General features: G+C 71.1%; 24 protein-coding genes and 2 pseudogenes. 14 read left to right on the top strand and 12 right to left on the bottom strand.

The window, feature by feature from the left end; all coding sequences use genetic code 11:
- Positions 1-149: 149 nt before the first annotated feature.
- Entirely contained in the window at positions 150-845 is a 696-nt protein-coding gene (locus tag ACFYY7_RS10935) for a hemolysin III family protein (RefSeq protein ID WP_388659689.1), read from the top strand.
- A 51-nt stretch (positions 846-896) separates the two neighbouring features.
- Positions 897-1,523, top strand: a complete 627-nt coding sequence (locus ACFYY7_RS10940) for a TetR/AcrR family transcriptional regulator (protein ID WP_388659692.1) — start codon at positions 897-899, stop codon at positions 1,521-1,523.
- A 75-nt stretch (positions 1,524-1,598) separates the two neighbouring features.
- Here ACFYY7_RS10940 and ACFYY7_RS10945 read toward each other — a convergent pair whose 3' ends face one another.
- The gene (locus ACFYY7_RS10945; RefSeq protein WP_388659695.1) at positions 1,599-3,635 is read right to left on the bottom strand and encodes a thioredoxin domain-containing protein; all 2,037 of its coding nucleotides are present in this window, start codon (positions 3,633-3,635) and stop codon (positions 1,599-1,601) included.
- A 304-nt stretch (positions 3,636-3,939) separates the two neighbouring features.
- Between ACFYY7_RS10945 and ACFYY7_RS10950 the strand changes: the two genes are divergently transcribed.
- Entirely contained in the window at positions 3,940-4,506 is a 567-nt protein-coding gene (locus ACFYY7_RS10950; RefSeq protein WP_388659696.1) for a Uma2 family endonuclease, read from the top strand.
- Between the two features lie 71 nt (positions 4,507-4,577).
- Here the strand turns inward: ACFYY7_RS10950 and ACFYY7_RS10955 are convergent, their stop codons facing one another.
- On the bottom strand, positions 4,578-6,386 hold the full coding sequence (locus ACFYY7_RS10955; protein WP_388659698.1) for a flavin-containing monooxygenase: 1,809 nt from the start codon (positions 6,384-6,386) through the stop codon (positions 4,578-4,580).
- Positions 6,387-6,579: 193 nt separating this feature from the next.
- On the opposite strand from ACFYY7_RS10955, the gene ACFYY7_RS10960 reads away from it, so the two are divergent.
- Positions 6,580-7,602 carry an SMP-30/gluconolactonase/LRE family protein gene (locus tag ACFYY7_RS10960; RefSeq protein ID WP_388659701.1) on the top strand — a complete coding sequence of 341 codons (1,023 nt, stop codon included), beginning with the start codon at positions 6,580-6,582 and terminating at the stop codon, positions 7,600-7,602.
- A 13-nt stretch (positions 7,603-7,615) separates the two neighbouring features.
- Here the strand turns inward: ACFYY7_RS10960 and ACFYY7_RS10965 are convergent, their stop codons facing one another.
- Both ACFYY7_RS10965 and ACFYY7_RS10970 read right to left on the bottom strand, forming a co-directional pair.
- On the bottom strand, positions 7,616-8,206 hold the full coding sequence (locus tag ACFYY7_RS10965; protein WP_388659704.1) for a TetR/AcrR family transcriptional regulator: 591 nt from the start codon (positions 8,204-8,206) through the stop codon (positions 7,616-7,618).
- Between the two features lie 75 nt (positions 8,207-8,281).
- On the bottom strand, positions 8,282-8,665 hold the full coding sequence (locus ACFYY7_RS10970; RefSeq protein ID WP_388659706.1) for a VOC family protein: 384 nt from the start codon (positions 8,663-8,665) through the stop codon (positions 8,282-8,284).
- Between the two features lie 160 nt (positions 8,666-8,825).
- Between ACFYY7_RS10970 and ACFYY7_RS10975 the strand changes: the two genes are divergently transcribed.
- Positions 8,826-12,110, top strand: a complete 3,285-nt coding sequence (locus ACFYY7_RS10975; protein ID WP_388659708.1) for a tetratricopeptide repeat protein — start codon at positions 8,826-8,828, stop codon at positions 12,108-12,110.
- Between the two features lie 110 nt (positions 12,111-12,220).
- Here ACFYY7_RS10975 and ACFYY7_RS10980 read toward each other — a convergent pair whose 3' ends face one another.
- Together ACFYY7_RS10980 and mca are read right to left on the bottom strand one after the other, a co-directional pair.
- Entirely contained in the window at positions 12,221-12,454 is a 234-nt protein-coding gene (locus ACFYY7_RS10980) for a hypothetical protein (RefSeq protein ID WP_388659711.1), read from the bottom strand.
- A gap of 1 nt (position 12,455) precedes the next feature.
- Positions 12,456-13,337: a mycothiol conjugate amidase Mca gene (mca, locus tag ACFYY7_RS10985; RefSeq protein WP_351264007.1), complete on the bottom strand. Its 882-nt coding sequence runs from the start codon at positions 13,335-13,337 to the stop codon at positions 12,456-12,458.
- Between the two features lie 98 nt (positions 13,338-13,435).
- On the opposite strand from mca, the gene ACFYY7_RS10990 reads away from it, so the two are divergent.
- Both ACFYY7_RS10990 and greA read left to right on the top strand, forming a co-directional pair.
- Entirely contained in the window at positions 13,436-13,852 is a 417-nt protein-coding gene (locus ACFYY7_RS10990; RefSeq protein WP_388659714.1) for a DUF4307 domain-containing protein, read from the top strand.
- 183 nt (positions 13,853-14,035) lie between these two features.
- Positions 14,036-14,533: a transcription elongation factor GreA gene (gene greA / locus ACFYY7_RS10995; protein WP_388659716.1), complete on the top strand. Its 498-nt coding sequence runs from the start codon at positions 14,036-14,038 to the stop codon at positions 14,531-14,533.
- Positions 14,534-14,600: 67 nt separating this feature from the next.
- Here greA and ACFYY7_RS11000 read toward each other — a convergent pair.
- Both ACFYY7_RS11000 and ilvA read right to left on the bottom strand, forming a co-directional pair.
- Positions 14,601-14,810 (bottom strand): annotated as a pseudogene (locus tag ACFYY7_RS11000) (ABC transporter permease); the annotation flags it as partial.
- Positions 14,811-14,829: 19 nt separating this feature from the next.
- Entirely contained in the window at positions 14,830-16,059 is a 1,230-nt protein-coding gene (ilvA, locus tag ACFYY7_RS11005) for a threonine ammonia-lyase (protein ID WP_388659719.1), read from the bottom strand.
- Between the two features lie 156 nt (positions 16,060-16,215).
- Between ilvA and ACFYY7_RS11010 the strand changes: the two genes are divergently transcribed.
- The 4 genes from ACFYY7_RS11010 (at position 16,216) to ACFYY7_RS11025 (ending at position 17,829) form a co-directional block, all read left to right on the top strand.
- Positions 16,216-16,746, top strand: a complete 531-nt coding sequence (locus ACFYY7_RS11010) for a MarR family winged helix-turn-helix transcriptional regulator (protein WP_388659722.1) — start codon at positions 16,216-16,218, stop codon at positions 16,744-16,746.
- Between the two features lie 74 nt (positions 16,747-16,820).
- On the top strand, positions 16,821-17,315 hold the full coding sequence (locus tag ACFYY7_RS11015; protein WP_388659800.1) for a sigma factor-like helix-turn-helix DNA-binding protein: 495 nt from the start codon (positions 16,821-16,823) through the stop codon (positions 17,313-17,315).
- A complete protein-coding gene (locus ACFYY7_RS11020) occupies positions 17,312-17,560 on the top strand; it encodes a hypothetical protein (protein ID WP_266730109.1) in 249 nt (82 codons plus the stop codon). Before ACFYY7_RS11015 ends, ACFYY7_RS11020 begins: the two co-directional genes overlap by 4 nt.
- 77 nt (positions 17,561-17,637) lie before the next feature.
- Positions 17,638-17,829 carry a DUF1059 domain-containing protein gene (locus ACFYY7_RS11025; protein WP_266730111.1) on the top strand — a complete coding sequence of 64 codons (192 nt, stop codon included), beginning with the start codon at positions 17,638-17,640 and terminating at the stop codon, positions 17,827-17,829.
- A gap of 85 nt (positions 17,830-17,914) precedes the next feature.
- On the opposite strand, the gene ACFYY7_RS11030 is transcribed toward ACFYY7_RS11025, so the two are convergent.
- On the bottom strand, positions 17,915-19,060 hold the full coding sequence (locus tag ACFYY7_RS11030; RefSeq protein ID WP_388659724.1) for a cystathionine gamma-synthase: 1,146 nt from the start codon (positions 19,058-19,060) through the stop codon (positions 17,915-17,917).
- Positions 19,061-19,128: 68 nt separating this feature from the next.
- On the opposite strand from ACFYY7_RS11030, the gene ACFYY7_RS11035 reads away from it, so the two are divergent.
- Both ACFYY7_RS11035 and msrA read left to right on the top strand, forming a co-directional pair.
- Complete coding sequence (locus tag ACFYY7_RS11035; protein ID WP_388659727.1) at positions 19,129-20,232, top strand: hypothetical protein; 1,104 nt, start codon at positions 19,129-19,131, stop codon at positions 20,230-20,232.
- Between the two features lie 85 nt (positions 20,233-20,317).
- The gene (gene msrA, locus ACFYY7_RS11040; RefSeq protein ID WP_388659730.1) at positions 20,318-20,983 is read left to right on the top strand and encodes a peptide-methionine (S)-S-oxide reductase MsrA; all 666 of its coding nucleotides are present in this window, start codon (positions 20,318-20,320) and stop codon (positions 20,981-20,983) included.
- A 62-nt stretch (positions 20,984-21,045) separates the two neighbouring features.
- Here the strand turns inward: msrA and fxsT are convergent, their stop codons facing one another.
- Complete coding sequence (gene fxsT / locus ACFYY7_RS11045; RefSeq protein ID WP_388659803.1) at positions 21,046-23,547, bottom strand: FxSxx-COOH system tetratricopeptide repeat protein; 2,502 nt, start codon at positions 23,545-23,547, stop codon at positions 21,046-21,048.
- 2 nt (positions 23,548-23,549) lie between these two features.
- Complete coding sequence (locus ACFYY7_RS11050) at positions 23,550-23,972, bottom strand: hypothetical protein (protein WP_388659733.1); 423 nt, start codon at positions 23,970-23,972, stop codon at positions 23,550-23,552.
- A gap of 284 nt (positions 23,973-24,256) precedes the next feature.
- Between ACFYY7_RS11050 and ACFYY7_RS11055 the strand changes: the two are divergent.
- A pseudogene (locus ACFYY7_RS11055) lies at positions 24,257-24,361 on the top strand (peptide-methionine (S)-S-oxide reductase); the annotation flags it as partial.
- A gap of 29 nt (positions 24,362-24,390) precedes the next feature.
- Here ACFYY7_RS11055 and ACFYY7_RS11060 read toward each other — a convergent pair.
- A partial coding sequence (locus tag ACFYY7_RS11060) for a tetratricopeptide repeat protein (RefSeq protein ID WP_388659736.1) occupies positions 24,391-24,925 on the bottom strand: 535 nt, incomplete at its 5' end.

Below are 24,925 nucleotides of genomic sequence, written 5' to 3' on the forward strand. Positions count from 1 at the left end.
TCTACCCCTTCGAATCCCGTTGGCGCTCATCCGGTGCCGACCGCACTCATTTGATCATCCGACCGTTTCGCCCATATGTCCAGGGGGGTGCACACGTGAGCATTGCCACTCGTATCGGTTACCTACGGTTGCGTAGGTACGATGCGGGAATGACTGCCGCCGCCGCGCCCGCGCCCGCCGGGCTGGAACCAGCCGAGTCCGACCCCGTCCCGGTGAAGCCGCGGCTGCGCGGCTGGCTGCACGCCGGAATGTTCCCCGCCGTGATCGTCGCGGGGGTGGTGCTGATCGCGTTCACGGACAGCTCCGTCGGCCGGATCGCCTGCGGCATCTACACCCTGACCGCGTGCCTGCTGTTCGGTGTGAGCGCGCTCTACCACCGGGGCACCTGGGGCCCGCGCGGCGAGGCGGTGCTCCGCCGGCTCGACCACGCCAACATCTTCCTGATCATCGCGGGCACGTACACCCCGCTGACCCTGCTGCTGCTCCCCGAGTCCACCGGGACGCCGCTGCTGTGGGCGGTCTGGGCGGCCGCCGCCGCGGGGATCGCCTTCCGGGTGTTCTGGGTCGGCGCGCCGCGCTGGCTCTACACGCCCTGCTACCTGGCGATGGGCTGGGCCGCGGTCTTCTTCCTGCCGGACTTCATGCGCACCGGCGGGATCGCCGTGCTGGTGCTGGTCGTCGTCGGCGGGCTGCTCTACAGCGCCGGCGGCGTCATCTACGGCATCAAGCGCCCCAACCCCTCGCCGCGCTGGTTCGGCTTCCACGAGGTGTTCCACTCGCTGACCCTGGCGGCCTTCGTGGTGCACTACGTCGGCATCTCGCTGGTGGCCTACAACCACCACTGAGCGGCGTCCTGACCGGTGCCGGCGCCGCGCCGATGCCGGACAATGGCGGCCATGGCCGCCACCTCCCGTACCCCTTCCGTTTCCGCTCCGGGGCCGCAGTCGGGGCTGCGCGAGCGGAAGAAGCTCAGGACCCGGATCGCGATCCGGCAGGCCGCGTACCGGATGATCGCCGAGCAGGGGTACGACGCGACGACGGTGGAGCAGATCGCGGCGGCGGCCGACGTGTCGCCCAGCACCGTCTTCCGGTACTTCCCGGCCAAGGAGGACATCGTCCTCACCGACGAGTACGACCGGGTCCTGGAGGCCGCCCTGCGCCGCCGCCCGGCCGGTGAGCCGCCGCTGGAGTCGCTCCGGCACGTCCTGACCGGGACGCTCGCGGCGTTCCTGGCGACCGGGGAGGAGGAGCTCCGGCAGCGCACCCGGCTGATGGTGCAGGTGCCGGCGATCCGGGTCCGGATGACGGAGAGCATGTCGGGCACCGCCGAGGTGCTGGCCGGCGCGTTCGCCGCCCGCAGCGGCCGCGCCCCCGGCGACCTGGCGGTCCGGGTGTTCGTCGCGGCGGTGCTGGGCACGCTGCGCGAGGTGACGCTGTACTGGGGCGAGCGCGGCCAGGAGGACGACCTCGTGGCGCTGATCGGCCAGGCCCTGGACACCCTGGAGGACGGCCTGCGGCTGTGAACCGGTCCGGAGGACGGCCTGCGGCTGTGACGGCCCCGGGGCCCGGAAACCGGCCCTCCGGCCGCCCGCCGGCCCTCAGCGGCCCCCGAGGCTCCGCGCCAGCTCCCCCGCGTCCGTCGTCGGCGCATCGCACACGAAGTGCCTGCACACGTACGCCGTCGGCGCCCCGCCCACCATCGGCCGGTCCGCCAGCAGCGGGAACTCGGCCCCGCCCGTCTCCCCGGCCGCCACCACCGCGCCCGGCGCCGTGCCGAGCAGCGCCGTACGGTGCAGCTCGCCGCCGACCGGTCCGGCGACGGCGACCTCGCGCGGCCCGTCGAGCAGGGCCTCCGCGACCGCGAGCCCCCAGCCGGTGAACCGCGGAGCCCGCGGCCCGAGCGCCTTGATCACGCCGAGCGCGCCCTCCGCGGCGGTGCGGTGGGCCTCGGAGCCGGTGTGCGCGGCGTACGAGAGCAGCGCCCCGGCCGCCGCCGTCCAGCCGGCCGGGGTCGCGTTGTCGGTGGGGTCCTGCGGACGGCGGATGAGCTGCTCGGCGTCGTCCGCCGCGTCGTACAGCTGGCCGCCCTCGCCGGTGAAGTGCTGGAGCACGATGTCGAGCAGGAAGCCGGCGAACTCCAGCCAGACGCCCTCGCCGGTGACCGAGGCCAGCGCGAGGAAGCCCTCCGCCACGTCGCCGTAGTCCTCCAGGACCCCGGCGTGCCCGCCGGACCGCCCGTCCTTCGACGTACGGTCCAGCCGGGCGACGGCGCCCATGTGCACCCGTACCAGCAGGTCGGCGGCCTCGGTGGCGCGCTCGACGAGGTCGGGCCGGCCGAAGTACGCCCCCGTCTCGGCGAGCGCGGCGATCGCCAGACCGTTCCAGGCGGCGACCACCTTGTCGTCCCGGCCGGGGCGCGGGCGCGGCTCACGGGCGGCCAGCAGCGCGGCCCGCACCCGGGCGACCCGGTCCGGGTCCGCCCCGGCGCCCTCCGGCGCGAGCTGGAGCACCGAGGATCCCTCCTCGAACGTGCCCTCCTCCGTCACCCCGAAGTACTCCGCGGCGAAGGCCGCGTCCTCCTCCCCCAGCGCCTCCCGCAACTGCCCGGGCGTCCACACGTAGTACGCGCCCTCGACGTGCCGCCCGTCGCCGCTCTCGCCGTCCTCGCTGTCCGCGTCGAGCGCGGAGGCGAAACCGCCCTCGGCGGTGCGCAGTTCGCGCACCATGAAGTCGGCGGTCTCCAGGGCGATCCGGCGGGCCTGCTCCGAGCCGGTGGCCCGCCACAGGTGCGCGTAGACCCGGCAGAGCAGCGCGTTGTCGTAGAGCATCTTCTCGAAGTGCGGCACCAGCGCGCCCCCGGGCCGCTGGCGCAGCACGTACCGGTGGAAGCCCCCGCCCAGCTGGTCGAAGAGGCTCGACCGGGCCATGGCCGCGCAGAGCCCCTCGGCCATCTCCAGCGCCCCCTCGGACTCCGTCCGGGCGTGGTGCCGCAGCAGGAACTCGATCACCATGCTCGGCGGGAACCTGGTGTCACCGGAGCCGAGCCAGCCGCTCTCCGGGTCGTACTCCCGGCTGACGCCCAGCAGCGCCCGCGCGAGCTCCGCCTCACCGGGGACCCCGCCGGCCCCGTGGTCCAGCTGCCGCCCCGCCAGATCGCGGGTGATCTTCCCGGCGACCTCCCCGACCTCCGCGCGCCGGCCGGTCCAGGCGCTGTGCACGCCTTCGAGCACCTGCCGGAAGGACGGCATGCCGTGGCGGGCCTCGGGCGGGAAGTAGGTGCCGAAGTAGAACGGCTCGCCGTCCGGCGTCATGAACACAGACATGGGCCAGCCGCCCTGCCCTGTGGCGGCCTGCACGGCCTCCATGTAGACGGCGTCCACATCGGGCCGCTCCTCGCGGTCCACCTTGACGGACACGAAGTGCTCGTTCATGTACGCGGCGGCATCGTCGTCCTCGAAGGACTCGTGCGCCATGACGTGACACCAGTGGCAGGCGCTGTAGCCAACGCTCAAGAACACCGGGACATCACGCCGCCGGGCTTCTTCGAACGCGTCGGTCTCCCAGGGCCACCAGTCGACCGGATTCTCAGCGTGCTGCAGCAAATATGGCGAGGTCGCACCAGCCAACCGGTTCATGATCCCAGCCTCTCACAATGCCCGACCCTGCCGGTGAGGCCCGCGCAGGCTCTGCCTCGCTTGGCCGAACCGTATTCATGCGCCATCGCGTGGTGGACGACAGCTTCTCCACCCCATGACAACCCACTTGGGGCGGGCTTCAGTTGAGACGGTTCGCCGAGCGGGCTCGGAGCGCCCCGCCCCAGCGGGCCATGCAGGCGGGCAGGCTCTCGCGCTCTTTCGAACCGGACGTTCCGGCACCACAGGACAGTAGGCTGAGCCCAGCAGTGCCGGAAGTGCCGAGGCTCCTCGAAGGAGGTGCACCATGACCGCCGAGATGGTGGCGCCCGCGTGGATGCACACGCAGATCAGCGCGGAGCAGTACGACTCCTGGTCCGAGGAGCAGTGCGCCGGCATCGAGATCGTGGACGGGATGGTCGTGGTGAGCCCGAGCGCGTCCAAGCGGCACAACCGGCCGGCCCGCATCCTGGCCAATGCCCTGGACGCCGCCGCGGGCCCGGACTGGAACGCCGACACCGACTTCGACGTCCGTCTGCAGGACGTTCCGCTCACCAACCGTCGTCCGGACGTCGTCGTCTACCGGGCGGAGACCATCGACCTCACGCCCACCCGCCCCGAACATGTACTCCTGGTCGTCGAGGTCGTGTCGCCCGGCTCGGAGACCACCGACCGGATCGTGAAGGTGGACCAGTACGCCAAGGCCGGCATCCCCTTCTACTGGCGGGTCGAGCAGGCCGCCACCGGCGTCCCGATCATCTACACCTACGTTCTCGACCCCGCCACCAAGGTCTACAGGGACGGCGAGATGTTCACCGGCGTGATCAAGGCCGCCGCCCCCTTCCCCGTCACTGTCGACCTGGGAAGCATCTGACAGAAACGGGGCAGGGGCGTGCCGGACCCCGGGCCCCGCTCCCCGATCCGGCCCGATCCGGACGGAAGACCCTAAAGGCGGCGCCCGGTCCTGGCCCGGAGGACTTCGCCCATGGACTCGTCGCGCCACCGCTCCAGGAGTTCGTGGAAGGCGACGGCTCCGTGCGGGTAGGCGGTCGGGCCGTTGGGCCGGCCTCTTCCCTCGCGGTTGTAGTAGCCGGGGGTGCACTCGGCGTGGAACCACTCGTGGTCGGGGGCGCCCTCGGCCAGGACGGCTGTCCAGGCGTCCTCGGTCTCGGGGGACGGTTCGATGAGGGCGCCCTCGGCTTCGGCGGCTGCGACGAGGGCGGCGGCGTGGACGGCCTGCTCGTCCAGGATGTGGGTGAAGTTGACGCTGCTGGCGTTCTGGAGGGAGCCCATCTGGATCAGGTTCGGGAAGCCGTTGCTGGTGAAGCCGTGGAGCGTGCGCGGGCCCCGCTGCGCCCACCTGTCCAGTAGCCGGACGCCGCCCCGGCCGTGGACGGGGAGCTTGCCCGAGTGGATTCCGGAGGTCCCGACGTTGAATCCGGTGGCGAAGATCAGGCAGTCGAGTCCGTACGTGGTGGCGCCGACCGTGACGCCGTGTTCGGTGACGCGCTCGATGCCGTGGGTGTCGGCGGTGTCGACCAGGGTGACGTTGTCGCGGTTGAACGCCGGGTAGTAGAGGTCGGAGAAGGTGGGGCGTTTGCAGGCGTAGCGGTACCAGGGCTTGAGCTTCTGTGCCGTCTCCGGGTCGGTCACGGTCTGTTCGACGCGGGCGCGGAGCTCGTCCATCTTGGCGGCGTCAGCGGCCTCGTAGGCGGCTTCGAAAGCCCTTCGGTCGCCCTGGCGCCGAAAGCTCGGCAGGAGCTTCTCCAGCAGGCCCGCCGAAGCGGTCCACCGGTCCGCCACGAGATCCTCGTCGGCGTGCTCGCCGGAAACTATGCGGAGGTAGTTCGCGCGTCGTTGCCGGGCCCAGCCCTCGCGGTCGGCGCCGACGTCCTGGGCGGTGGTGCGGCGGTTGGCCCGTACGTCCACGGTGGAGGGGGTGCGCTGGAAGACGTAGAGGTGCGCGGCGTCCTCGGCCAGCATCGGGATGACCTGGACGCCGGTGGCGCCGGTGCCGACGATGCCCACCCGTCTGTCCGCGAGGCCGGTCATGCCGCCCTCCGGGGTGCCGCCGGTGTAGGAGTAGTCCCACCGCGAGGTGTGGAACGTGTGGCCCTTGAAGTCCTCGATCCCGGGAATCCCCGGGAGCTTCGGGTCGGTGAGGGTGCCGGTGGCATTGATGACGTACGTGGCGCGGAAGGTGTCACCGCGGTCCGTGGCCACGATCCACGTCTCACCGGCCTCGTCCCAGGTCAGAGCGGTGACCGCGGTGGAGAAGAGCGCGTCCGCGTAGAGGCCGGACTTCCGTGCGATCCGCACCGCGTGGCGGCGGATCTCGTCGCCGGGGGCGTACTTCCACTCCGGTACGTAGCCGGTCTCGTCGAGCATCGGCAGGTACACGTGGGACTCGATGTCGCAGTGGACGCCCGGGTAGCGGTTCCAGTACCAGGTGCCCCCGAAGTCGCCGCCCTTCTCGACGATCCGGACGCGCTCCACGCCCTGGCGCCGCAGATGTGCCCCGGCGAGGATGCCGCCGAATCCACCGCCGATCACGGCGACGTCCACGGTGTCGTGGAGCGGCTCGCGCTCACCCGTCCCCACCGTGTACGGATCGGCGGCGTAGTAGCCGAACTCGGCGTCGGCATCACGGTATTGGCCGACGCCGTCGGGCCGGACGCGCCGCTCGCGTTCGAGGCGGTAGCGCTGCCGCAGCTCGGCGAGCGCGCGGGGAGCCGGGACTTGATTGGTCGTCATGTCGGGCCTCGATCCTTGGCGTTGGAACCGCCCCGGACGAGCGGCGGTCCGCTACCGTAGCAAGTACCGGACAGCAGTGTCCGGTTGGAGTCCGGTGGCACGGCGACATTCGGCCAGGTGGCTTTTCGCACCTCGACGCGCCTCGTATCCCCGGGCTGCGCACCCCCGCAGCGGACAGGAAGAGTGATCCCCCATGCAGCGACTTTCGGCCCGGTCCTTTGCCGTGCTCGCCACGATCGGCACCCTGGTCCTCACCGGATGCGGTACACAGAGCGGCGATCCCAGGACGCAGGAGGCGGCGTCCGCGACCGCGGGCAGGACCATCCGCGCGCAGAAGGTCATGCAACTGACCCAGGTGCACGCCGAGACCGGGATGACCTTGCTGGAGGGGCCCACGTTCGGCGAGGACGGCGGCCTGTTCGTCGTCGATGTCACCGCGCCCGGGGGCAAGCCCAAGGTCATGCGCGTCGACGTCGGGAAGAAGACGTCCCGTGCAGTCCACACCGACGGCCGCGGGGCCTACACCTCGGCGCAGTTCAGCCCGTACGACGGGCGGCTCTACCTCAGCGACTTCGCCCACGGCGAGGTCGTGAGCCTGGCCCCCGGCGGCGGCGATCCGCGGACCTTCTTCTCCGGCGAGGTCGACGGGGCGCGGATGAACCCCGACGACATCGCCTTCGACCAGAAGGGCAACCTGTACATCAGCGACTCACGCGGTCTGTCCGAGGGACAGGCGCACGGGCGTGTGGTGCGGATCGACCGCGAGGGAAAGAAGGCCACCGTGCTGGCCGAGGATCTGGCCGCACCGAACGGGATCTCGTTCGACGTGGACCACCGCGGTCTGTGGTTCAGCGAGCTCACCGAGAACCGGATCTCCTACCTGCGCCTCGACAACGAGGGCGAGGTGACGTCCCGGCACACCGCCATCCGCGTGGACGGCGGAATCGCGCAGACCGACTCGATCGCCGTGGACGCGGACGGCAACCTCTACCAGGGGCTGCACGGCCGGGCGGCAATGGCCGTGTACGACCGGCACGGTGAGCAGCTGGCGACGGTCGAGCTCCCCGCGCGGACCGAAGGTCTGGAGTCGGCGACGAACGTGGCCATCACGCCCGGCGGGACCAAGGCGTACATGACCGTCAGCGGCCCCGCCGGGGGATACCTGTACGCCTTCGACGCGCTCGCGGAAGGCATCCGGCAGTCCAACGGCGGCTGACGCCCGCCTCGGCTCAACCGCCGAAGGCCCGTACCGGCCCCACCTCGACGCCGAGCAGCCGCCAGGCGGCCAGCGCCCGGTGTTCCCGCTCCTCGCGGGTGGGGCCGGTCACGGCGGCCGAGACCATGGCGACCGCGAGCACGAGGTCGTTCGCGGCACTCAGCCGATGACCGCCGGGAAGCCGTGTCCGCAAGGCGCGCTCCACGCGTCCGGACAGGCCCAGGGCATGCGCGCGGATCTCGGAGCGACTGGCCGCCCGGTCGGCGTGCAGGAGACCGATGAAGGCCGCCGACTCGGTCAGATGCCAGGTCAGCACACCGAGAACACCGGCGAAGGTCGCGCTCTCGGCCTCGGCCGCCCGCTCGATCTGCCGCACATTCTCTTCCAGAACAGCGGCCACCGCGGCGGTCCGGTCCGGGAAGTGCCGGTAGAGAACGCCCTGCCCGACCCCGGCCCTGCGCGCGATCGCGGACAGCGGCGCCTCCAGACCGTGCTCCGCGAAGATCTCCCGGGCGGCGGCGACCAGAGCGGCCCGGTTACGGGCGGCCGCCTTCGGCCCGTCGTTCGCGGGACGCCTCCCGTCCTGCCCGGTGTGCTCCGTCACCCCGGAAGCGTACCGGCCGGGCAGACGCGGCTTCCCCGTCCGCGGGCCGGGACGGCGGGCAGGCGCGTACGCGCGTCAGGGATTCGTCGCGGCCCGGTCGGACTCGCTGCGCAGGACGCAGAACTCGTTGCCTTCGGGGTCGGCGAGGACCGCCCAGCCGGAGCCGTCGGGATTGCGGTGATCGCTGACGAAGCCGGCGCCGAGGCCCAGCAGCCGTTCCACCTCCTGCTCGCGCGAGGTCTCGGGGCGCAGGCACAGGTGAATCCGGTTCTTGATCTGCTTGGGCTCGGGCACCTGGTTGAAGTACAGCACCGGGCCCTGTTCCAGCATCACCTGAGTCTCCCGGTCCCCCGGGCCGGCCTCCGGATGCAGCGGACGGCCGGTCACCTCGCTCCAGAACCGGGCCAGCCCATAGGCATCCGCACAGTCGATCGCCACGTTCTGCACCACCGAAACCATGCGCGCGAGCCTTCCGCATTTCCGCGCCGGACGCCAACTGGCCGGCCGGTGCCGCGCAGTGCCGGGCGTAGCTCCCTCGCGCCGACGCGCCGCAAGCAGGAGACTGGGCGGCGATCCCGGCCGAGGCAGGGCCGACCGTCGTATCCGGAGGGGGACACACATGCGGGACAGCCATCGGGCCGAAGCCGAAGGGCTGTTGGTGCGCGCCGTGGAGGAAGAGGTACGGCGCTCGGGCGGCCGGGCGGACGCCGCCACGCTGACGGCGCGCGGACGGGCGGCGCTGGATTCGCTGGCGGCCGCGGCGGACGACGAGTACGCGGCGTACCTCCAGGCGCTGGACGCCGCGGAGGCCGGGGCGCGGCCGCTGTCGCAGCGGTTCAGCCGGGCCACGCTGGGAACTCCCCTGCTGGTCACCGCAGTCGCCGCGGTCGCCGCCGTCGGCGCGGATGTCGCGTTCGGTACGGCGGCCGGGCCGGCCCTCGGCGCGGGCGCCGTCGTCGCGGTCGCGGGGGCCACCGCCACCGTCGCCAAGGTCACCGCCTCGCACTGGCCCGCCGCCCACCGGCGGGCCGGGGCGCTCGGACAGCCCGGCGGTGCCGAACAGTTGCGGCTGCAGTGGCTGGCGGCGCTGGAGGTGCGGGGCATCCGCCCCTTCATCGACCAGCAGCGGATGCTCACCGCCTCGTCCCGCACCCCGGCGAAGAAGGTCCCCCCGCAGTCGCGGACCGCTCCGTCGCCGCGCCGCACGGACCGCAGCGCGGCGGCCCGTACCCGCGCGGTCCTGGAGCAGTCGTTCGGCCATCTGCCCGATTCCGACGGGCCGTTCGCGGGGCGGCGGACCGAACTGGCGCAGATCGCCCAGTGGGTGCGCGAGGCCCGCGCGTCGACGGAGACCAAGCCGACCGTCGTCGTCCTGCACGGCACGCCCGGCTCGGGGCGCACCACGCTCGCGGTGCGGGCCGCGCACAGCCTGAAGGACCTGTTCCGCGGCGCCTGCGTGGTCGATCTGCGCGGCGACGTGGCCGGCGAGGCGCCGCTGCCGACCCGCGACGCGCTGCTGCACCTGCTGAACCGGCTGGGCGCGCCCCGTGATCAGCTGCTGTTCCGGGACGGGGCGGCGCCCGGCGGCGGGGCGGACCCGTCGGCCCGGGGCCGGGCGTCGGCCGAGCAGCAGGTGCGGCGGCTGAGCGAGCTGTACCACCAGCATCTGACCGGCACCCCCGTGACGGTCGTCCTCGACGACGCGGGCGACGCGGCTCAGGTGTGCACCCTGATCCCCGAGCGTTCCGACAGCCTCGTCCTGGTCACCGCCCGCGAGCCCCTCCGGCTGCCGGACGACGTCCCGGCCCGGGTCCATCAGCTGCCGGTCGGCGCACTCGACGCGGCCGGTGCGGAGGAGCTGCTGCGCGAGGCGGCCGAGACCCGGGAGGAGGGGCCGTACGACTCCCGGGCGACGGACACCGTCGCCGAGCTGTGCGGCGGGCTGCCGCTCGCCCTGCGCATCGCGGGCTCCTCGCTCGGGACCCGCACCCGCGACGACCTCGCCGCCTCTCTCGCCGGGTACGGTCCGGTCGCCCCGGTAGAGCGGGCGCTGTGGCTGCGCTACACCGACCAGTCCGAGCAGGCACGGCGGCTGCTGCGCCGGCTCGCGCTGGCCGGGCGGGCGAGCCTGGGGGCGGCCGCGGCGGCTGCGCTGCTGTCCGCCGACGAGCAGGAGGCCGAGCGGCTGCTGAAGGCGCTGGCCGGGGCCGGGCTGCTGACCCACGTCCGGGGCTCGCGCTACCGGCTGCACGACCTCGTACGGGGCTTCGCGCTGGACCGGCTGCGGGACGAGGAGGAGGCGGCGGACCGTACCGCCGCGCAGGAGCGGCTGATCCGCAACTACGCGGACCTGGCCGGTGCGGTGATCCGGATGGTGGACGGCAAGATGTCCACCCGGGCCGGTCAGTTCGGCTCGCACGGCTTCGGTTCGCTGGACTCGGCGCTGCGCTGGCTGGACGACGAGTCGAGCTTCATCACCTCCGCGCTGCGGCACGCCGAGGGCGTCGACCAGGCCGCCGTGCTGGACCTGCTGGGCGCGCTGTGCGACTACTGCCTGCTGCGCGGCGACCTCTACCGGCTGGGCGAGATCAGCGAGTTGACGCAGGCGGTGGACAAGGGGCTGCTGGAGCGGTCCGTGCAGTGGCGCACCGGCATCGCGGCCCGGCAGCTCGGCGAGCTGGACAAGGCCCGCACCACCCTGTCGTCGGTGGTCGGCCTCTACCGCGAGGCGCAGAACGAGGCGGGTACGGCGCTGGCGCTCTGCTCGCTCGGCATCACCCTGCACCACCAGGGCAATCTGACCGAGGCGTCGGCACGCCTGCGCGAGGCGATCGAGCTGCAGTCCTCCGAGGAGCAGGCGGAGGACCGGGCCTGGTCGATGCACGCCCTGGCGGCCGTCGAGCGCGACCGGGCCCGGCTCGCGGAGGCGCTGACCCTGCTGGACACCGCGCTGGCCCTGCACCGGGAGGGCGAGTCGCTGCACGGCGAGGCGTGGACGCGGTTCCAGCTCGGCCAGACCCTGCTGCGGATGGGCGATGTGGAGCGGGCCGAGGAGGCGCTGCGCACGGCCCTGGACCTGTACGGCAGTACCCGTGACGAGCGGGGCGAGGCGTGGGCGCTGACCCAGCTGGCCCGCGCCCGGCTCCTGGACGGCGACCCGGCCCCGGCGGTGGACCAGCTGGACCGGGCGCTGGAGCGGCACCGGGACAACGAGGACGCGCGCGGCGAGGCGTGGACGCTGTTCTACCTGGGCCAGGCCCTGGAGGAGAACGGCGACACGGACCGGGCGGTGCGGCAGCTGGAGCGGGCCCGCACGATGTTCTCCCGGATGCGGGACGTGTACGGGCTGGCGTGCGCCCGCCACCACTCGGGCCGGGTCACCCGTGACCAGCGGGCGGCCCGGACCGGGAACCTGCGCAACTCCGGCTTCGCCCGCCAGCTCCTGATGGACGCCCGCGCCGACTTCCGGCGCATCGGGGTCGCCCACGGCGAGGCGTGGACGTGTCTGGAGCTGGCGCTGATCGACGCGGGCAACAACCGTTCCCCGCAGGCGCTGGAGCTGTGCGGCGAGGCGGTGGAGCTGTTCGACTCGTACGGCGACGCGCGGGGCGCGGACTGGGCCCGCTTCCTGCGCTGCACGCTGCTGCCCTACGCGTCACCGGGCGGCAGCGAGGTGGGCACGGCGGTGGCCCAGGAGGAGCTGGCCGAGCTGGTGCGGGCCGGGCACCCGGCGCGCGACGGCAAGCTGGAGGACTGCGCGGCGGCGTTCACGGTGGTGCTGAACCGCGGCGTGGACCTGGAGGACGGGTGGCAGGCGTGGCGCCTGGGCATGACGCCGACACGTCACGCCCGGGAGGTCATGGGCGTACCGGTGCCGGCCGCGTACGGCCCGTTCGGCGGCTGAGGGCGGCCGGGGGCCGGGGACAGCCCTGAATCCGGCCGGTCACCGACCGGCCGGATTCGTGCCCGGGGCGGCTCCGGAACTCCGGAACCGCCCCCGCCTGCTGCTTCCGGCTAATTCCGCTTCGCGGAACCGGCCGCCACTGGGGCGCCGGCCTCCGCGTCCGGGTCCGGGGCCTCCTCGAAGTCGACCTTGCCCATGTGCCGGTTCATGGACTTCATCAGCAGCCACACGCCCACGGCGAGCGCCGCGAAGACGATGAAGCCGAGAACGCCTGGGGTCACCTTGTTCTTGTCGAGCTCTTCAGCAAGCGGAACGAGGTCGGTCAGTGCCTGGGTCGCGTACATATCAGGCATTGTCGCGGATGCCCGCGAAGAGGTCGCTCTCGGGGAGGGAGGTATCGACGAGAGACTTCGCCAGCTCGTACTCCTCGGTGGGCCAGACCTCCTTCTGGATGTCCATCGGGACGCGGAACCAGCCGCCGTCCGGATCGATCTGCGTGGCGTGCGCGATCAGCGCCTTGTCACGGATCTCGAAGAAGTCCGCGCACGGAACGTGCGTGGTCAGCGTGCGCTCGTCGCGCTCGAACTCCTTCCAGCGCTTCAGCCACTCGCCGTACGGCGACTCCAGGCCACGGGCCAGCAGCGCCTCGTGCAGCGCCACCGTGCGCGGCCGGTTGAAGCCCTGGTTGTAGTAGAGCTTCTGCGGCTGCCAGGCCGGGCCGAACTCCGACTCGGGGAACTTCTCGGCGTCCGCCGCACCGTCGAAGGCGATCATCGTGATCTTGTGGGTCATGATGTGGTCGGGGTGCGGGTATCCGCCGTTCTCGTCGTACGTCGTGATGACCTGCGGCCGGAACGCACGGATGCTGCGGACGAGCCGGGCGGCTGCCTTCTCCTCGTCCTCCAGCGCGAAGCAGCCCTCGGGCAGCGGGGGCAGCGGGTCGCCCTCGGGCAGGCCCGAGTCGACGAAGCCCAGCCACTCCTGGTCGACGCCCAGGATCTCCCGGGCCTCGTCCATCTCCTTCTTGCGCACCTCGTGGATGTTCTCCTCGATGTACGCGTCCCCCTGGAGCTTCGGGTTGAGGATGGAGCCGCGCTCGCCTCCCGTGCAGGTCACCACCAGCACGTCCACCCCCTCGGACACATACTTGGCCATGGTGGCCGCGCCCTTGCTCGACTCGTCGTCGGGGTGGGCGTGGACGGCCATCAGTCGCAGCTGCTCGGTCAAGACTCGATCCTCAGTGATTCGGCATGTAGGCAGGCTTCTATAGTGACCGAAACCGGGGGGTGGAAAATTCCTCGATCCCCGGCACGGGAGGAACGATCATGACGGCGGTGCGCGAAGCGCTTCCGGAGAACCGCTACGGCCGCTCCGCGGACCGTCTCGCGGACCGCAAGCTCAAGATCATCGGCTCTGTGCTGGGCGTCGTGCTTCTCGCTGTGGTCGGCTGGATCGGCTATGGCTACATCACCGGCCAGGGCATCAGCGCCGAGGTGATCAAGCGCCAGGTCGTCTCGGACCAGCGCGTCGACATCCACCTCGAAGTGCGCAAGGACAAGGACGCCAAGGGCTACTGCACCCTGCGCGCGCAGCACGAGGACGGCAGCGACGTGGCCCGCAAGGACTTCCGTTTCGACGAGCGCACCGACCGGATCGACCGGATCGTTTCGCTGCGTACGACGGCCAGGGCCACCAGCGTCGAGCTGCTGGGCTGCACCACCGACGGCGGGGCCTCCCATTGACCGGCGCACGCCGGTCCTGAACCGCCGCGTCCGGGCCTGACCTGCACATACGCGGCCCTGACGATTTACCTTCTCCCCCTTTTCCTGCGGAATTGTTAGGCTCGTGGTTTCGCCCACCCGTGGAAGCACATGCTTACGGGTAGGGCGATGCTTTGTATTCCCAGTACCGACGAGGAGCACCCTGTGACCCAGACCAGCGAAAACGTCACCTGGCTCACGCAGGAGGCGTACAACCAGCTCAAGGCCGAGCTGGAGTACCTGTCTGGTCCCGCGCGCACGGAAATCGCCGTAAAGATCGCGGCGGCCCGTGAGGAGGGCGACCTGCGCGAGAACGGCGGGTATCACGCCGCCAAGGAGGAGCAGGGCAAGATGGAGCTCCGGGTGCGCCAGCTGACCCAGCTCCTGGAGCACGCGAAGGTCGGCGAGGCACCTGCCGACGACGGCGTGGTCGAGCCCGGCATGGTCGTGACGATCGCCTTCGACGGCGACCCGGACGACACGATGACCTTCCTGCTCGCCTCCCGCGAGTACGCGAGCTCGAACATCGAGACGTACTCCCCGCAGTCGCCGCTCGGCACCGGCGTGAACGGCAAGCGGATGGGCGACGACGCCGAGTACGAGCTGCCGAACGGCAAGACGGCCACCGTGAAGATCCTCGCGGCGAAGCCGTACACCGGCTGATCCCGTACACCGATGCCAGTAGCCCCCGGCCCGACGGGCCGGGGGCTACTGGCATGTGCGGCTGAGCTCAGACCGCCGCCTGCCGGTACTTGCGCACCCGCCAGGGTGCGGAAGCCCACCAGGATCAACGGGACCGGATCAGCGACGCCCGGACCGGGTGCACCATCGGCCAGGCGTCCGACGACGACACGCCCGGGTTACCGAAGAGCACCCGGCACGCCTGGACGGTGGCGCTGAACGGATTCCATTCGGCGATCGGCCGGAGCCGGCTCGCCATGTCTCGGTGAGCACAAGGCTCAGTCCATCACCAGATAGCCCGCGTCCCGCAGCGCCGCCGAGACCTCCGCGCAGTGCTCCGGCCCCTTCGTCTCCAGCTGGAGCTCCACCTCGACCTCGGTGAGCCCGAGCCGGGGATCGGTCCGCACATGACCGATGTCGAGCACATTGGCGTCGACCACCGAGAGCACACCCAGCAGCATGGCCAGCGCGCCGGGGCGGTCGGCCAGCCGCAGCCGCAGGCTCAGGTACCGCCCGGCCGCCACCATGCCGTGGGTCAGGATGCGCTGCATCAGCAGCGGGTCCACGTTGCCGCCCGAGAGGAGCGCGACCACCGGCCCGTGGAACGACTTCGGATCGCTCAGCAGCGCCGCGACCGGGCTCGCCCCGGCCGGTTCCACCACCAGCTTCGCCCGCTCCAGGCAGAGCAGCAGCGCGCTGGACAGCTCGTCCTCGGAGACCGTACGGACCTCGTCGACCAACTCCCTGACCAGCTCGAACGGCACATCCCCGGGGCGCCCCACCTTGATGCCGTCCGCCATCGTGGTCGGCGAATCGATCGACACCGGGTGGCCCGCGGCCAGCGAGGGCGGGTAGCAGGCCGCGCCCGCCGCCTGCACCCCGACGATCCGCACATCGGGCCGGACCGCCTTGACCGCCACCGCGATGCCCGCCGCGAGCCCGCCGCCGCCGATCCCCACGACGATGGTCCGCACCTCGGGGCACTGTTCGAGGATCTCCAGGCCCACCGTGCCCTGCCCGGCGATGATGTCCGGGTGGTCGAAGGGATGGATGAAGACCGCACCGGTCTCCTGCGCGTACTCCTGCGCGGCGGCCAGCGTCTCGTCGACGACATGTCCGTGCAGCCGGACCTCGGCCCCGTACTGGCGGGTGGCGGCCACCTTAGGCAACGGCGCCCCGACCGGCATGAAGACCGTCGACCGTACGCCGAGCAGCGCAGACGCGAGTGCGACACCCTGCGCATGGTTCCCGGCGCTCGCGGCGACGACCCCGGCCGCCCGCTCCACCGGCGACAGCCCCGCGATGCGTACGTACGCACCACGCAGTTTGAACGAGCCGGTCCGCTGCAGGTTCTCGCACTTGAGGTGGACCGGCGCGCCCACCAGGTCGGTCAGGTGGCGGCTGCCCTCCATGGCGGTCATCCTGGCCACGCCGGAGAGCATCTTCTGCGCTCCGCGGACGTCGTCGAGGATCAGCGGGGGAAAATGGCCGGTCGCGCGGAAGTTCATACGGTAAGTCTTGCAGTTCGGCAGGGCACCGGCCGCCGCGTCCCGTCCCCTCCTGGGCCGTTGTCCACGGGTTTGCGCAGCGCTGGTACGCGTTGCCCCGTGGCCGCGTACTCTGTCCCCCACCCATCCGACACCGCACGAAGAGAGCCCCCGGCCATGCCCCCTCAGGACATGACGACAGCTGCGTCTCCTTCCGGGGGCGCCGCCCCCGAATCCACGGGTTCCGACCACGTCCTCGACGCTCTGCAGCACCAGGTCGCGGTATTCGCCCGCCGTGCCGAGCAGACCCGCCTCGGCGGTGTCGGCCAGGTACGCAATTCCATGGACCGGGCCGCCTATCTCCTCCTCAACCGGCTTGACCGGGAAGGGCCGATGGGCGTCAAGGCGCTCGCCGCGGGCATGGGGATCGACTCCTCGACCGTGACCCGGCAGGTCGCCCCGCTCGTCGACACCGGACTGGTCAAGCGCACCTCGCACCCCGAGGACGGCCGGGCCGTCGTGCTCCAGCTGTCGCCGCGCGGCCAGGCCCGGCTGGACGAGGTCCGCGGCTCCCGCCGCGAACTCATGACGCAGGTGACGGACGGCTGGACGGCCGAGGAACGCGAGACGTTCTGCGCACTGCTCACCCGGTTCAACGCGTCGCTGGCCGCCCGCCAGACCTCGCACCAGGCGCCTCCGGCCGGCTGAGGGCGCTCCGGCCCCGGGCCGACCTGCTGCACGCCTCTTGACCAGGAGCCCGCGAAGGGGCTCGGATGTGGACTGTGCGAGAGCGCCAGACGGGCCGGGAGCGGCGCCGCGCCCAGGAGTTCGAGACCTTCGTCGCGGGCGCGGCCGGCCGCCTGCTGCACACCGCCACGCTGCTCACGGCCGAGCCCCTGCAGCCGCCGGGAGCCAATCCCCGGGCCCAGCGGCTGCTGACGGCCGCGCTGGCCTGCACGTACGCGCAGTGGGACCGGCTGCGCGGCGAGGACCCGTACGACCGCACCCGGCACGAGCTCGCCGTCCGGTTCGCCGACGAGGTCTGGCACCATCACCGGCCGCGCGGCGGTCTGCTGGACCCGCTGACACCGCAGGAGCGCCTCGTCCTCGTACTGCGGCTGTACGAGGGGGTCGCGGAGGAGCAGACCGCGGCGCTGCTCGGCCTTCCGGTGGACCGGGTGCGGGCGCTCTGCAACCGCTCGGTGGCCACGATGCGCGGCACCCGCCGTCCCACGGCGCGGCGGGGCCCGGCGGGCCCGCTGGGGGTCGCGCGGTGAGCCGCAGCGGCGACCGGGAGGACGAGGTCCGGCGCATGCTGGACGGCCCGCATCCGCAGGTGCCCGCCGACCTGGCGCGGCGGGCGTCGCAGCGCGGCGGCCGGATGCTGCGCCGGCGGCTGTTCGTCCGCCGGCTGATGCTGGTGCTGGCGTGCGCCGCGGTGGTGGCCTTCACGGTCTGGGCGATGGCCGTACACCCCTGGCAGGTACCACCTGCCGAGACAACTCCCCTGGAGGGCTGGTAGGCGGGCTGGTAGGCGGCCCCTGCTGCCGACCTATCCTGGAATGCACGGGATTGCGTGACGGTCCCCGGGAGGCTGCCATGACCAGGAAGATCGCCGACTGCCGCAAGCATCCGAGTGTGTCGCACTGCTCGCTCACCATCTCCGGTGAGGAGGAGGAAGTCGTACGGGCCGCGACGGAACACGCGGTCTCCGTCCACGAACACACCGACAGCCCGGAACTGCGCGAACAGATCCGGGCGATGCTGGAGGACGAGCAGGTCAACGCCTGACGAGGCCCCGGCCGGCCGGGGCGGACTCGAAGCGTTCGAGCCCGCCCGGATCTTGCGACCGACCGGATCCCTCGGCCGACCGGATCTAGCCGAGCGCCTGCGTGAGGTCGGCCAGCAGGTCGTCGGCGTTCTCGATGCCGACGGAGACGCGGACGAGGTCGGCCGGCACCTCCAGCGGGGAGCCCGCCGCCGAGGCGTGCGTCATGCGGCCCGGGTGCTCCACGAGCGACTCGACGCCGCCCAGCGACTCACCGAGGGTGAACAGCTTCGCCCGGTTGCAGACCTGGACCGCCGCCTCCTCGCCGCCCTCGACCCGGAAGGACACCATGCCGCCGAACGCCTTCATCTGCTTGGCGGCGATCTCGTGGCCGGGGTGCTCGGGCAGCCCCGGGTAGAGGACCTGGGTCACCTTGGGGTGCCGGGTGAGCAGGTCGGTGACCTTGGTGGCGTTCTCGCAGTGCCGGTCCATGCGGACCGCGAGGGTCTTGATGCCGCGCAGCACCAGCCAGGCGTCGAACGGTCCGGCGACCGCGCCCATCGCGTTCTGGTGGTACGCCAACTCATCGGCGAGCTCGGGGTCGTTGACGATCAGTGCGCCGCCGACGACGTCCGAGTGGCCGCCCATGTACTTCGTGGTGGAGTGCACCACCACATCGGCGCCCAGGGCCAGGGGCTGCTGGAGGTAGGGGCTGGCGAAGGTGTTGTCGACGACCAGGCGCGCGCCCGCGGCACGGGCCACACCGGCGATCGCGGCGATGTCGGTGATGCCGAGCAGCGGGTTGGACGGGGTCTCCACCCAGATCGCCTTGGTGCGCGGGGTGATCGCCGCCCGCACCGCCGCCACGTCCGAGGTGTCGGCGACGGAGAACTCGACGCCCCACCGCGAGACGACCTTCGCGAACAGCCGGAACGTGCCGCCGTAGGCGTCGTTCGGGATGACCACGTGGTCACCGGGGGTCAGCAGGGTACGGAGCAGGCAGTCCTCGGCGGCGAGGCCGGAGGCGAAGGCGAGCCCGCGGCTGCCGCCCTCCAGGGCCGCGAGGTTCTCCTCCAGGGCGGTACGGGTCGGGTTGGCGCTGCGGCTGTACTCGTAGCCGCCGCGCAGTCCGCCCACGCCGTCCTGCTTGTAAGTGGACACCTGGTAGATGGGCGGAACTACGGCGCCGGTGAGGGGATCGGCGGTGTTTCCCGCGTGGATCGCAAGGGTCTCGAAGCTGTGCTGGTCGCTCATGGGGCCCGAGCGTAGTTCGTCACGAGGGCGCCCACCGGACTACCGGGCCGTCCGGTGACAATGGGGGCATGGAGATTCTCTGGTTCTTGATCGCCCTGTGCATGCTCGCGGCCGTCATCGGCCCCTTCGTGCTGCGCCGCCGGGGCGGGATCCGCCTGGCCGCACCGGGTTCCCCGGACGCCGCGGACCCGGACGCGTACGGCTTCGTGCGCCAGGAGGAGCTGGACATCCGGCTGCCGGGCCCGGACCAGGACCTCCTGGACGTGCTCGACGTCGTGCAGCGTTCCCAGGACTGGCGGGCTGCCTCGCAGCTGCTGGCCGGTACGCCCAAGGAGGGCGAGGTGCGGTGGCAGAGGGTGCAGGCCTTCGCCGGGGCCGCCTCGCTGGAGCTGGCGCAGCAGCCCGGCGTCGGTGGTGCGTGGCTGCGCGCGTGGCGGGCCGAGGCGCCGAAGGACGCGGGCGGCGCGGCGGTGCACGCGGAGTTCCTGGTGCAGCAGGCGTGGCGCTCGTCGACCGCGGGGACGGACGACTTCCGGATCATCCTGGAGGAGGCCCGTACGGTCTGCGGCGAGGCGGCGCTGCTGGCGCCGGGCGACCCCGTTCCGTACCTCACCGAACTGGCCGTCTCCCGCGGACTCGGCTACTCCCACCAGGAGTTCGACCAGCTCTGGGCGAAGGTGATGGACCGCGCCCCGGCCCACATGGGCGCGCACATCGCCGCGCTGCACTTCTGGTGCGAGAAGTGGCACGGTTCGCGCGAGGAGGCCGACCGCTTCGCCACCGCGGCCGCCGCCCGCGCCCCGCAGGGCTCGCTGCTGGCCGCGCTGCCGCTCTTCGCGGTGTACGAGCACCTGCCCGAGGTCAACCTGGTGCAGGGTTTCTACCGCAGCGCGGTGGTGACCAAGGCGGTCGAGGGCGCCCTGTTCGCGGTGCACGCCGCCCGCCCCGACGACCCGATGCTCGCCCACGTACGCCACCTCCTCGTCCTCTTCCTCGTCCGGATGGAGCGCTGGTCGGAGGCGATGGCCCAGCTCGTCCACATCGACGGCCACGTCGGCGCACTGCCCTGGACGCAGGGCCCCGACCCGGCCGCCGAGTACGCGGTCTACCGGGCGCTGGCGGTGGCCGGCTACGAGGCGAACGGCGGCACCCCGGCGACGCTGCCGCACTGACCGCACGTACGGCCGGGCGGGCGGAATCCATGGGGCCCCCACCGCGTTGTACGCACTGCACACTCACCCCAGGAGGAGCCCCCGCATGTTCCTGCAACGCCGCACCCCGCAGCTCCCCACCCCGGAGGAGGCCCTGAAGGGCCGCCCCACCCCCGAATTCACCGTCCCCACCCACCACACGGTCCTCGGCAACCCCCTGGTGGGCCCGTACCCGGAGGGCCTGGAGGTCGCGGACTTCGCGCTGGGCTGCTTCTGGGGCGCCGAGCGCAAGTTCTGGCAGACGGAGGGTGTCTGGACGACGCTCGTCGGCTACCAGGGCGGCTACACCGAGAACCCCGCGTACGAAGAGGTCTGCTCGGGCCTGACCGGCCACACGGAGGCGGTCCGCGTCGTCTTCGACCCGAAGACCGTCTCGTACACCGAGCTCCTGAAGCTCTTCTGGGAGTCCCACGACCCGACCCAGGGCTTCCGCCAGGGCAACGACGTGGGCACCCAGTACCGCTCGGCGATCTACACCCACTCCCCCGCCCAGGAGGCGGCGGTGGCAGCCTCCCGCGAGGCCTACCAGAAGGTCCTCACGGCCGCCGGGCACGGCGCGATCACCACGGAGATCCTCCCGGCGGAGGGCCGCACGTTCTGGCCCGCGGAGGGATATCACCAGCAGTACCTTTCGCGCAACATTAACGGCTACTGCGGGCTGGGCGGTACCGGCGTCTCCTGCCCGATCGGCGTGGCACCGGCCGACGGGTAGGCGTCGGGCTCGTACGACTTTTGGCGGCTCTGCGAGCCGTTGAACATGTTGAGCGCAGGCGGCTATCTCTCTTGGGCTGCCTTCACTCTTGCGAGGTTGTTACGGCTGGCCAGGGTTTTGGGGTGGGTGTCACCGAGCACCTGCTCACACTGAGCGAGAGTGGCCTCGAACAGAGAAACGGCCCGCGCAAGATCCCCCGCACGCTCGTAGGCGTAGGCAAGACTGTTGCGGCTGCTCAGGGTATCGGGGTGGGTGTCACCGAGCACCTGCTCACGCTGAGCGAGAGTGGCCTCGTGCAGAGGGATGGCACGCGCAAGATCCCCCACACTCCCGTAGACGTGGGCAAGGTTGTTACGGCTGATCAGGGTGTCGGGGTGAGCGTCACCGAGCACCTGCTCACGCTGAGCGAGAGTGGCCTCATACAAAGGAACAGCACGCGCAAGATCCCCCACACTCCCGTAGACGTGGGCAAGGTTGCTACGGCTGATCAGGGTGTCGGGGTGAGCGTCCCCCAGCACCTGCTCACACTGAGCGAGAGTGGCCTCATACAAAGGAACAGCACGCGCAAGATCCCCCACACTCCCGTAGGCATAGGCAAGGTTGTTACGGCTGGTCAGGGTGTCGGGGTGGGTGTCGCCGAGCACCTGCTCACGCTGAGCGAGAGTGGCCTCGTGCAAAGGGATGGCACGCGCAAGATCCCCCACACGCTCGTAGGCATAGGCAAGGTTGTTACGGCTGCTCAGGGTATTGGGGTGGGTGTCGCCGAGCACCTGCTCACGCTGAGCGAGAGTGGCCTCGTGCAAAGGGATGGCACGCGCAAGATCCCCCACACGCTCGTAGGCACAGGCAAGGTTGTTACGGCTGCTCAGGGTATTGGGGTGAGCGTCACCGAGCACCTGCTCACGCTGAGCGAGAGTGGCCTCGAACAGAGGGATGGCACGCGCAAGATCCCCCGCATTCCCGTACGCCTGGGCAAGGTCGTTGCGGCTGCTCAGGGTGTCTGGGTGAGCGTCACCGAGCACCTGCTCACGCTGAGCGAGAGTGGCCTCGAACAGAGGGATGGCACGCGCAAGATCCCCCGCATTCCCGTACGCCTGGGCAAGGTCGTTGCGGCTGCTCAGGGTGTCTGGGTGAGCGTCACCGAGCACCTGCTCACGCTGAGCAGCGATACGTTCGAGGAGGGGGACGGCGCGTGCCGTCTGCTCGGCCTGTCGTGCGTGGGCGGCGGCGCGGTCGAAAAGGTCGAAGGTTGTTTCGGTGGCAGCGGCCGGTGGGAGGCTGGCGGCAAGTGCGGTGACGTGGGACATCAACTCCTCCCACTGCCGCGTGGCGACTGGCAGGGGCGCTTTGGACGGAGGAAGGGCTGCCAGGAGGGCCTGCTCGGCGGTGCTTCTGCCCGTGGTGGTGGGGTGGTCGGTGCCGGGGGTAGATGTGCGCAGTACGACTTGCAGGAGGCGGTGCACGCTGAAGGTGGCACCCGAGAGCGTGATCATGTTGTAGGCGTGCAGAACGCCGAGCGCTTCGTCTACCGCGTCGTCGGCCTCGTCTGCGTCTGAGGCGAGGGGGGTCAGGAGTGTGCGGGGGATGTTGTCCGGGGCGAGCCAGGCGGCGGCGTTGAGGAGCGTCACGGCCAGCGGATCACGCTCACGGATGGCCTTGAGAGACTGATTCCAGACGCGGGCCACGGTGCGCTCGGGGTCCGTGCCTTCGGAGTGCTTGGACAGCATCCGTGGCAGCGCCCTCCGGTACGCAGCGATTTCCTTACCCGTCTGGTGAAGGTAGGCGCCGGCCTGCTCCAGGGCCAGCGGCAGGTACCCAAGTTCCGCGGCAAGAGCCTCGGCTTCCTCACGCTGCTCCGGCGTGGGTGTCCGCCGGCCGTACGCGATCTCGCACAAGAGGTCGACGGACGCGGTGGGGCCGAGAAGATCCAGCGGCAGGGTGGGGCCGATCGTGTGCCAGCCGGTGGCCTTGCGGCTGGTTGCCAGATGGTGCCCTCCGGGCAGGGAACCGAGGTACGGGCGCAGTTGGTCGGGGTGTTCGACGTTGTCGAAGACCAGCAACCAGCCCGGATGCCACTGCAACCAGGCCACCGCCCACGCCGTACGCTCCTCAGCCGTGGCACCGCAGGCCCAGTGCGAACACAACCGGGTTGCCAGCGCGCCAAGTCCGGCCTCGATCAGTTCCGGACTCTCGGCGTTGATCCACCACACCAAGGTGTAGGCATCCCGGTATCGGACCGCGTAGTGCAGGGCCAACGTGCTCTTACCGATACCGCCCAGCCCGTGAACCGCACCAGTCTGCGTCACCGCCGCGTCACCCGAATCCGTGAGCATGCAACGCAGCCGATCCAGCGCGTCCTCACGGCCGACGAACACCCCCGAAGCCGACCCAGGAAGATTGACCGTACTCGGCGGCGCCTCCACCTCCCTTGCCCATTGCACCGCCTGGGGCGGCAGGTTCACGAAACGGACATCACCCGACACCGCGAGCCCGATCGACTGTGCGGCGATCGACCGCTCACCCGACGCCTCGATATCAGTTCCATCAGGGACGGCACCCGGCATGGTCACGGCCGCAGGGTGGCGTTGTCTCCAGTGATCGCCGTGGTGATGTGCTGCGCGGCAATGGACCGCTCACCCGACGCAATCACCGAGACCGGACCCGGCTGCCCGGCAGGCAACAAGGCCGCCAACTCCGACAGAAGTTCGGCGTCTTCACGCAACGCGCGCTTGATCTGCTGACGCAACGCCGCCGCAGCATCCGCATCATCCGGCTCCTCCGCCGCTTCACGCACGGCCGCCTCCAACTCGGCACGCCCCTGCTCACCCCGCCGACGCCAGACCACGCCCAGGAACCGCCGTCCCACGTTCGCCGTGGCATCAACAGCAGCATCCTCAGCCCGCGCCAACACCCCGACGCCATAGGCACCCAAAGCTGCCGTCAGATACGGACCCGCCTGGTCCACCAAAGCAGCGATCTCAGCACTCATCCCCGCGCTCCCCGTCTTCCTGCGACCTCAACCAGTCCAGTCTGGCTCACCGGCACCGGCCCCGAGCAGGATGCCGAGCAAATCGCGAAGCTCACCCATCGAACCTACGGAAACCAGCCACTCGGCACGAAACAAGCTGGCCATACAGGAGAATCCCACCCGCTTGAGCAGGCGGGATGGAGGGTGCGGCCTGCGAGTGACATCCCGACCTCCGCCATGGAGGTCGAAACGTCAGCACGGTCCCGCCTCGACACCAGCTGGCACGGCCCAGTGCCTGCCGCCGCGAGCGGTCCCACCAGCAGTACCTTTCGCGCAACATTAACGGGTACTGCGGGCTCGGCGGCACCGGCGTCTCCTGCCCGATCGGCGTGGCACCGGCCGAAGGGTGAGTGTCCGGCTCTCGTGATTCTTTGCGGCCCTATGAGCCATCGGATGCGTCAGATGAAGCGGCTACTTCCTCTTTGGCCGCCTTCATCCTCGCGAGGTTGTTCCGGCTGGCCAGGGTGTCCGGGTGGGCGTCGCCCAGCACCCGCTCATACTGGGCGAGGGTGACCTCAAACAACGGAACCGCCCGCTCAAGATCCCCCGCATCCCGGTAGACGCTGGCGAGGTTGTTCCGACTGCTCAGCGTGTCGGGGTGAGTGTCACCCAGCACCCGCTCGCACTGAGCAAGAGTGACCTCAAACAACGGAACCGCCCGCGCAAGATCCCCCAAATCCCGGTAGACGCTGGCGAGGTTGTTCCGACTGATCAGCGTGGAGGGGTGAGTGTCACCCAGCACCCGCACACGCTGAGCAAGAGTGACCTCAAACAACGGAACCGCCCGCGCAAGATCCCCCGCATCCCGGTAGACGCTGGCGAGGTTGTTCCGACTGCTCAGCGTGTCGGGGTGAGTGTCACCCAGCACCCGCACACGCTGAGCAAGAGTGACCTCAAACAACGGAACCGCCCGC

Source organism: Streptomyces sp. NPDC001933, assembly GCF_042890955.1.
Lineage (GTDB): Bacteria > Actinomycetota > Actinomycetes > Streptomycetales > Streptomycetaceae > Streptomyces.